The sequence below is a fragment of the Allobosea sp. 05T422_2 genome (assembly GCF_056396265.1).
The window spans coordinates 22,785-30,456 of sequence record NZ_JBFTLD010000057.1; the positions used below are offsets into that span (position 1 = coordinate 22,785).

Sequence of the window (7,672 nt, forward strand, 5' to 3'; positions counted from 1 at the left end):
GGATTGGACACTCGCACGGGTGATTTCTAGCTTCACCCGTGCAAGCATCGTGACAGAAACAGGCCGAATCAAACGCGTCGAATCACGACATCCAGTTAGGTTCGGCGGACGCTGTCGGGGCACTGCTCGGGATGAGGGCGAATATCGCGCGGCCGGCCTTCACCTCGGGGTTGAGGGGCCGGGTTCTCGTCTTGACCCTGGCCGCCCTGCTTGCGGTCGCCATCCCCTCGACCGCAGCTCTTCTCTGGATCGTCAACGCGACGGTCGAGAAACTCGGCACGCTCTTCGCCGAGAAGCAGATCCTGTTCGATCGCTATCGCGGGCTGGAATCCCTGATGCGGGAGGTCTCGCTGGCCGAAACGGTGGCGCGCTCCCCAGCCATTCTTGCCTGGGCGGCAGATGAGAACGATCCCGAGAAATCCGAGCGCGGGCTCGCTGAACTTGAGCATTACCGGCTCTCGTTCAAGGATCGCAGCTATTTCGTCGTGCTCGACGGCTCCGGCAACTACTACTTCAACGACAAGCAGAACACTTACGAGACCGCCCGCAGGCGCTACACCCTCTCACGCGAGAACCCGCGCGACGGCTGGTACTACAAGACGGCGGCGCTCGGCTCCGGCTGCCACCTCAATGTCGACCACGACGACAATCTCAAAGTCACCAAGGTCTGGATCAACTGCATCATCAGCAAGGGGGCCAAGCAGCTCGGCATCATCGGGACCGGCGTCGATCTCAGCCAGTTCATTCGCGAAGTCGTCGATATCCCGCAGGTCGGCGTGCAGAGCATCTTCGTCGACCGCAACGGCGCGGTGCAGGCGCATCGCGATCCGCGCCTTGTCGACTTTCATAGTCTGACAAAGGACCTCAAGGCCAAGAAGACGATCTTTGCCCTTGTCGACGAAGAAGCCGACCGTGCGGCGCTGACCGGCATGATGGCTGAGGTCGCGCGGGGTGAAGCCCCCGTCCGCTCACGCTTCATGACCGTCAGCGGCCGCGAAACGCTCGTCGGAGTGGGCTATCTCGACCGCCTGGGCTGGTTCAACATCAGCCTGATGGATGTCGACCAGATCATCGATCGAAGGCTGTTTCTTCCGATCGCATTGCTGCTGGCCACCATCCTGATGACTGCCGCCACACTGATGACCTTGCTGTTCAAACGCAGCGTTCTCGACAGGCTGGCGCGGATGGAAGCCTCCGTGATGCGCGTCCGCGCCGGCTCGTTCACAGCTTCCGACACTGACGCCGGCCACGATGAGATCGGCCGCCTGTCGCGCGCCCTCGAGGAGATGGCACGCGCGGTTGGCGACAATACCGACCGACTCGAGGCAATGGTACGGGAGCGCACCGAGACGCTCGAGCATCTCGCCCATCACGACCCGCTTACCTCGGTGCTGAATCGACGTGGCTTTGAAGGGGCCTTTGCCCAGGAGCAGAACCGGGCCCTTCGCACCGGGCGCCCGACGGCGCTCGCCCTGGTCGATCTCGATGACTTCAAGACGATCAACGATACCTATGGCCACCAGGCCGGTGACCGGGTGATCATCGAGGTCGTACACCGCATGTCCGCCGTGCTGCGCAACTATGATATTTGCGCCCGCTGGGGCGGCGACGAGTTCATCCTGCTGATCGCCGACAGTTCGCTCGCCTMGCTTTCGGCGATTGCCGCCAAGATCGTCAGCGAGATCAGGGCAGCCCCGATCGAGCTTAATGGGGCGCAGGCGATCACCGCGACCGTGAGCATCGGCGCCTGCATCGTCGGCCCGCTGGAAACCCTGTCGAGCGCGGCCGCCCATGCCGATGCCGCGCTCTATGCCGCCAAGCATGGCGGCCGCGACACCTTCGTCGTCTACGACCCCGCGCTGCACGGCCAGACGGGCCATCCGACGCTGCGGCTCGGTTGATCAGGCGAAGGCGAGCTGCACCTTCATCGCCCGCGACTTGTCGCCAGCCAGCTCGAAGGCCTCGACGGCCCGCTCGACCGGGATCGACGCCGTCAGCAGCGGAGAGAGATCGACGCTGCCCGAGCCGATCATCGCCACGGCCCAGTCGAACTCCTCATGGAAGCGGAATGAGCCCCGCAGATCGAACTCCTTGGCGACCAGCACGTTCATCGGCAGGGTGAAATTGCCGCCGACGCCGATCTGCACAATGACCCCGCCGGGCCGCACCACGTCGAACGCACCCGTCAGCGCATGCTGGTTACCCGAGGCCTCGAACATCACGTCGAAGGTTCCCTTCTCCGCGCCGTACTCCGCCTTGAGCCGCTCCGGCTCCGCCATGACGTTGATCGCGCCCGTCGCGCCCATCTTCAATGCCGTCGGCAGCGGACCGTCGACAACGTCGGTCGCGACGATCTCGGAGGCTCCCGCCGCCCTGGCAGCGACCACGGTGAGCACGCCGATCGGCCCGGAGCCGGTCACCAGGACCCGCTTGCCGAGGAGGGGGCCAGCGCGCTTGGCGGCATGGAGGCAAACCGAAAGCGGCTCGGCGAAGGCGGCCTGCGCCGCCGGCACATGCGCAGGCAGCTTCACCGCCTGCCGCTCCTCGACGACGAGCACATCGCGAAACCCGCCCTGGACATGGGGGAAGCGCATGGCGCTGCCATAGAACAGCATGTCGGTGCAGTGTTGCTGCTGGCCTGCCTGGCAGTAGCGGCAACGCCCGCAAGCCCGGCTCGGATTGACGGCGACACGGTCCCCCGACCTGACCCGCGAGACCTCGCCGCCGACCGCCTCGACCGTCCCTGCGATCTCGTGGCCGAGGATCATCGGCTCGCGCACGCGGATCGTACCGAAGCCACCATGCTGGTAGTAGTGCAGGTCCGAGCCGCAGATCCCGCCCGCCTCGATCCGCACACGCACATCCAGCGGTCCGAGTTCCGGCACGGGCCTTTCCTCGACCCGCAGGTCCTTCGCGGCGTGGATGACGACTGCGCGCATGGCGGTTCTCCCAGGGAAGGCCTTGCCGGATTCGGCCGATCTGCAATTGTCTAATCGATTGAAAGATGCTTACCCAAGCTATGCGGGCCCGCGCAAATCGAATTTCTTCGGCCATACCTGCGCCATCGAGGATACGCCATGTCGCTTTCGCTGTTCAGCCTTGAAGGCAAGATCGCACTCATCACCGGTTCGGGCCAGGGCATCGGCCTCGCCATGGCCGAAGGTCTGAGCGAAGCTGGGGCACATGTCGTGCTCAACGGCCGCGACAAGGGCAAGCTCGAGACCGCACGCGCCGCGATCGCCAATTCCGGCCGCAAGGTCTCGATCTCTGCCTTCGACGTCACCGAGCAGGAGGCCGTCGAGGCGGCCATTGCCACGATCGAGGCCGAGGTCGGGCCGATCGACATCCTGATCAACAATGCCGGCACGCAGAAGCGGGCGCCCTTCACCGAGTTCCCCGCCGAGGACTGGCATTACCTGATCAATACCAATCTCCATTCGGTCTTCTATGTCACGCAGGCCGTGACGAAGCGGATGGTGCCGCGCGGCCGGGGCAAGATCGTCAATATCGGCTCGGTGATGAGTGAGCTCGGCCGGCCTACCATCGTGCCCTACACCGCCACCAAAGGCGCCGTGAAGATGATGACACGCGGTCTCGCCGCCGAGCTCGGCAAACATAACATCCAGACCAACGCGATCGGCCCCGGCTACATCGTCACCGAGCTCAACAAGGCGCTGATCGCCGACGAAACTTTCTCAGGCTGGGTCAAGAGCCGCACGCCCGCCGGGCGCTGGGGCGAGACTAAGGAACTGGTCGGCGCCGCGATCTTCCTCTCATCGGCCGCGTCCGACTATGTCAACGGCCATCTGCTGATGGTCGATGGCGGCCTGACATCGGTGGTCTGACCTCCGGTTCAGCCCGCAGCATTAGCCTCGCTCTGCCGCATCCGGCTCGGCGGCAGACTATGGAAGCGCCCCCAGGCCCGCCGCAATTGCCGAGGTGAAGCAAAGCCGGCGCGTTCAGCGACCGCCTCGATGTCGAGGCGGGAACCGGTCAGCAACTCTCGCGCGACGGCAACCCGCATCCGATTGACATATTCGGTGACGCTCATGCCCGCATGTTCGTTGAACAGGCGCGAGAGATTGCGCGGGCTCGTTGCGGCGGCATCGGCAAGCGTACTCACCGACCAGTCGCGCACCGGGTCGGCCGCCACCGCATCCTGTGCCCGGTGCACGGAAGGGTGGATGTGGTTGCGGCCTTCGAGCCAGGGCGAAAGCTGCGGATCGGCGCCGGCACGCCTGAGATAGACGACGAGATAGCGTGCAACGGCAAGCGCGCAGGCATGCCCCGCCATCCCCGCCACGACATGCAGCATCAGATCGATACCGGCTGTAATCCCGGCACTGGTCAGGCGCTCGCCATCCTCGACATAGAGCCGGTTCTCAAGGATTCGGGCCGCCGGCGCAGCCTCGGCGAGTTCGCTGAGGCAGTCATAATGCGTGGTGCAATCATACCCGTCGAGAAGCCCGGCGCGGCCCGCGAGCAGGGCTCCGGAGCAGATCGAGATGAAGCGGATGCCCGGACGAACCGCCCGCCGCAGCCACGCGACGATCTGCCCCTCCTGGACCGCATCCTCCTCCCGGCTCGAGCCCTGATGGCCAAGAGGCGCATCGGCACTGCCGGGCAGGACAAGCAGCGAGCCGTCTGGCAGGGAGGCTGGTAAGGGACCGATGGCTGTCATGCCAAGGCCGATCGAACTCCAGACATCAGGCAGCGGCCCGGCATAGGTCACGGTGAAGCGCAAGGCGTCCTGTTCCAGATTGGCCCGGCGCAGCACCTCGATCGGTCCGGCGACATCGAGCAGCAGCACGCGCGGTGGTACGAGCACATAGACCGGCACCTCGACGGGCTGCTGCTCGCGCGTCATGCTGCCAGCTTCTTGCTGCGCTGAGTGAGAGCGTCCTCGACGGTGGCGATGCGCGCAAAGCGATCGGCCAGAACAAGCTCCGTCCGCGCCCGTATTTCGGCTGCGCTCCACTGACGGCCGGCGGCATCGGTCATCGGGAAGGTCAGGGTCGCCTCGCCGACATAATCGACCTCATAGCCGAGGTCCGACGCGTGGCGCGTCGTGGTCTCGCAGCACTGCTCGGTGCGGACGCCGGAGACGATCACGCGGCGAATGCCATTCTCGGTCAGCCAGACATCAAGCCCACTGCCAACGAGCGCGCTGTGCCGCCCCTTGCGAAAGACGGCATCTGGTTCGAGCGTGAGCGGCGCGAGGGTCTTCACGTAGCCGGAACTCTCGGCGAAGGGACCGGTCGGGTCGACGTGGAAAATCTGGACGACAGGGATGCCAGCTTCCTTGGCTCCGTCGACGAGCGCCTGAAGCCGCGTGATGAAGGGCGACACATAGGTCTCTTCAAAATAGGCACGCTGCCGGAAGGATTCCTGGACATCGATCACGAGCAAGGCGGTATCAGAGGACATTTTGCATCTCCCACTTGAGGTATGGGCTTATGCTAAAGCTCTGAGTAATTGGCGAAATACCAGATCGAGACGAAGGGCGGACAAATCACGCCATGACGATAGACGATGCCTCGCTCTCCCGGCAAGCCGGAGCTAGTCACCGTTTTTCTCCCTCGCCTTCCTCGCCAGCCTCTCGAACTCCGCGCGCATCGCCTCGAGCTTCTCCTCGTCGAGTTCCTCAAGGTCGAGCAGCTCCTCCCGAGCCCCCTCAAGCCGAAGAATAAGCTCGTMGAGCTTGATCTGCATCGCTGCGGTGTCGCGGTTCTGGCTGTTCTGGATGATGAAGACCATCAGGAAGGTGACAATCGTGGTCGAGGTGTTGATCACGAGTTGCCAGGTGTCATTGAAGCCGAAGAAGGGCCCCGACGCTGCCCAGACGATGATGATCGCTAGCGCCAGGAAGAAGGTCTGGGGCTTGCCGGCCAAATGGGCCGTGCTCTGGGAAAGGCGCGTGAAGAAGGAGCGTTCMGCGATCGCAGAGCGGCTCGATGGCATGATTGCTTCCCCCGCATGCGGAACGGTTACGTTCATCAACACGGGGCGGGCCAGTCCGTTCCCGGCGCCTGGGAACGGCTGCGATCCACGTCAGGGGGTCAGGCGCTGGGCGTGCCAGGAGATGTGCTGCGCCATGAAAGTGGAGACGAAATTGTAGGAATGGTMGTAGCCATCCCGCATGTGGAGCTCGAGCGGAATACCTGCGCTGACGCAGGCCACTTCGAGCAGCCACGGCCGCAACCCCTCCTGCAGGAAGCCGTCGGCCGTGCCCTGGTCAACCAGGAGGTCCTTGACCCGGTGGCCGTCCGCGATCAGCGCAGTACTATCGTAACGCCGCCAGCCCGCCTCATCGGAGCCGAGATATTTTTCAAAGGCCGGCCGCGACCAACCCGCCGTCGAAGGCTGCGTGATTGGTGCGAAGGCTGAGACCGAATGAAAGCGATCGGGATTTTTCAGCGCGAGGGTGATCGCGCCGTGCCCCCCCATGGAATGGCCAAAGATGCCCTGCCTGCTCATGTCGACGGGAAAGTTGTGAGCGACGATCTCGCTCAGCTCTGTGAGGAGATAGCTCTCCATCCGGTAGTTTCGGGCATAGGGCTCCTGGGTCGCATCGAGATAGAAGCCCGCACCGGAGCCGAACTGCCAGTTGTCGGGCTCGTCCGGCACGCCGTCGCCGCGTGGCGACGTGTCCGGGCATATGATCGCGATGCCGTTCGCGGCCGCGGCAGCGCGGTACTCGCCCTTGTCCATGACGTTCTGGTGCGAACAGGTCAGCCCCGACAGATACCAGAGCACCGGAACCGGGCCATCTTCGATCTGTGGCGGCAGGAAGATCGCGAAGGTCATCGGACAGGCGCAGACCGCGCTCTCGTGTCGGAAAACGCGCTGCGAGCCGCCGAAAGCCTTGGAGTTCGAGAGGAGTTCCATGATGTCCCTTTCGGTCGTTCGCGACGCGCAGTCCAAGCCTGATCCACATCATCATCCCTGCCGCGGTGAAGCGGAGATMAGGGATGATGACGGGTTTCCATGGAGGGTCGATGCGGCGGAAGAGCGGCCGGCTCAGTACACGACGACCGAGCGAATCGACTTGCCCTCATGCATCAGGTCGAATCCGTGATTGATCTCGTCGAGGCTGAGCTTGTGGGTGATCAGATCATCGATGTTGATCTTGCCCTCCATGTACCAGTCGACGATCTTCGGCACATCGGTGCGCCCACGGGCGCCACCGAAGGCTGTGCCTTTCCAGACCCGCCCGGTGACGAGCTGGAACGGCCGGGTCGCGATTTCCTTGCCGGCTTCGGCAACCCCGATGACGATCGATTCACCCCAGCCGCGATGGCAGCATTCCAGCGCCTGGCGCATCACGTTGGTATTGCCGGTCGCGTCGAAGGAAAAGTCGGCGCCGCCGCCGGTCAGATCGACGATCGCCTGCACCACCTTGTCGTTGCCGATCTCGGCCGGATTGATGAAGTCGGTCATGCCGAATTTCTCGGCCATGGCGCGCTTGCCGGGATTGATGTCGACACCGATGATCTTGTCGGCACCGACCATGCGGGCACCCTGGATGACGTTGAGGCCGATGCCGCCGAGCCCGAAGACCACGACATTGGCGCCGGGCCAGACCTTGGCGGTGTAGATCACCGCGCCGATCCCCGTCGTCACGCCGCAGCCGATATAGCAGATCTTGTCGAAGGGCGCGTCCTCACGAACC

8 protein-coding genes are annotated in these 7,672 nt (G+C 64.1%); 2 read left to right on the forward strand and 6 right to left on the reverse strand.

Going from position 1 to position 7,672, the window contains the following annotated elements:
* Positions 1–131 precede the first annotated feature (131 nt).
* Entirely contained in the window at positions 132–1,901 is a 1,770-nt protein-coding gene (locus tag AC1DJT_RS13000) for a sensor domain-containing diguanylate cyclase (RefSeq protein ID WP_476834191.1), read from the forward strand.
* On the opposite strand, the gene AC1DJT_RS13005 is transcribed toward AC1DJT_RS13000, so the two are convergent.
* Complete coding sequence (locus tag AC1DJT_RS13005) at positions 1,902–2,939, reverse strand: L-idonate 5-dehydrogenase (protein WP_476768938.1); 1,038 nt, start codon at positions 2,937–2,939, stop codon at positions 1,902–1,904.
* A gap of 138 nt (positions 2,940–3,077) precedes the next feature.
* Here AC1DJT_RS13005 and AC1DJT_RS13010 point away from each other — a divergent pair, with 138 nt between their 5' ends.
* Positions 3,078–3,845 carry an SDR family oxidoreductase gene (locus AC1DJT_RS13010; protein WP_441507012.1) on the forward strand — a complete coding sequence of 256 codons (768 nt, stop codon included), beginning with the start codon at positions 3,078–3,080 and terminating at the stop codon, positions 3,843–3,845.
* A gap of 8 nt (positions 3,846–3,853) precedes the next feature.
* Here the strand turns inward: AC1DJT_RS13010 and AC1DJT_RS13015 are convergent, their stop codons facing one another.
* The 5 genes from AC1DJT_RS13015 to AC1DJT_RS13035 form a co-directional block, all read right to left on the reverse strand.
* On the reverse strand, positions 3,854–4,867 hold the full coding sequence (locus AC1DJT_RS13015; protein ID WP_476768939.1) for a GlxA family transcriptional regulator: 1,014 nt from the start codon (positions 4,865–4,867) through the stop codon (positions 3,854–3,856).
* Positions 4,864–5,427 (reverse strand): isochorismatase family protein, encoded by a 564-nt coding sequence (locus tag AC1DJT_RS13020; protein ID WP_476768940.1) that lies wholly within the window; start codon positions 5,425–5,427, stop codon positions 4,864–4,866. The genes AC1DJT_RS13015 and AC1DJT_RS13020 overlap by 4 nt, the downstream gene beginning before the upstream one ends.
* 132 nt (positions 5,428–5,559) lie before the next feature.
* The gene (locus AC1DJT_RS13025) at positions 5,560–5,961 is read right to left on the reverse strand and encodes a low affinity iron permease family protein (RefSeq protein WP_476834192.1); all 402 of its coding nucleotides are present in this window, start codon (positions 5,959–5,961) and stop codon (positions 5,560–5,562) included.
* Positions 5,962–6,051: 90 nt separating this feature from the next.
* Positions 6,052–6,888, reverse strand: a complete 837-nt coding sequence (gene fghA / locus AC1DJT_RS13030; RefSeq protein ID WP_476834193.1) for an S-formylglutathione hydrolase — start codon at positions 6,886–6,888, stop codon at positions 6,052–6,054.
* Positions 6,889–7,020: 132 nt separating this feature from the next.
* A partial coding sequence (locus AC1DJT_RS13035) for a zinc-binding dehydrogenase (protein WP_476834194.1) occupies positions 7,021–7,672 on the reverse strand: 652 nt, incomplete at its 5' end.

Bases quoted from the DNA above. Each gene is read 5' to 3' on its own strand.
- AC1DJT_RS13005 (WP_476768938.1), bottom strand. From the start codon at position 2,939: ATGCGCGCAGTCGTCATCCACGCCGCGAAGGACCTGCGGGTCGAGGAA.
- AC1DJT_RS13010 (WP_441507012.1), top strand. From the start codon at position 3,078: ATGTCGCTTTCGCTGTTCAGCCTTGAAGGCAAGATCGCACTCATCACC.
- AC1DJT_RS13015 (WP_476768939.1), bottom strand. From the start codon at position 4,867: ATGACGCGCGAGCAGCAGCCCGTCGAGGTGCCGGTCTATGTGCTCGTA.
- AC1DJT_RS13020 (WP_476768940.1), bottom strand. From the start codon at position 5,427: ATGTCCTCTGATACCGCCTTGCTCGTGATCGATGTCCAGGAATCCTTC.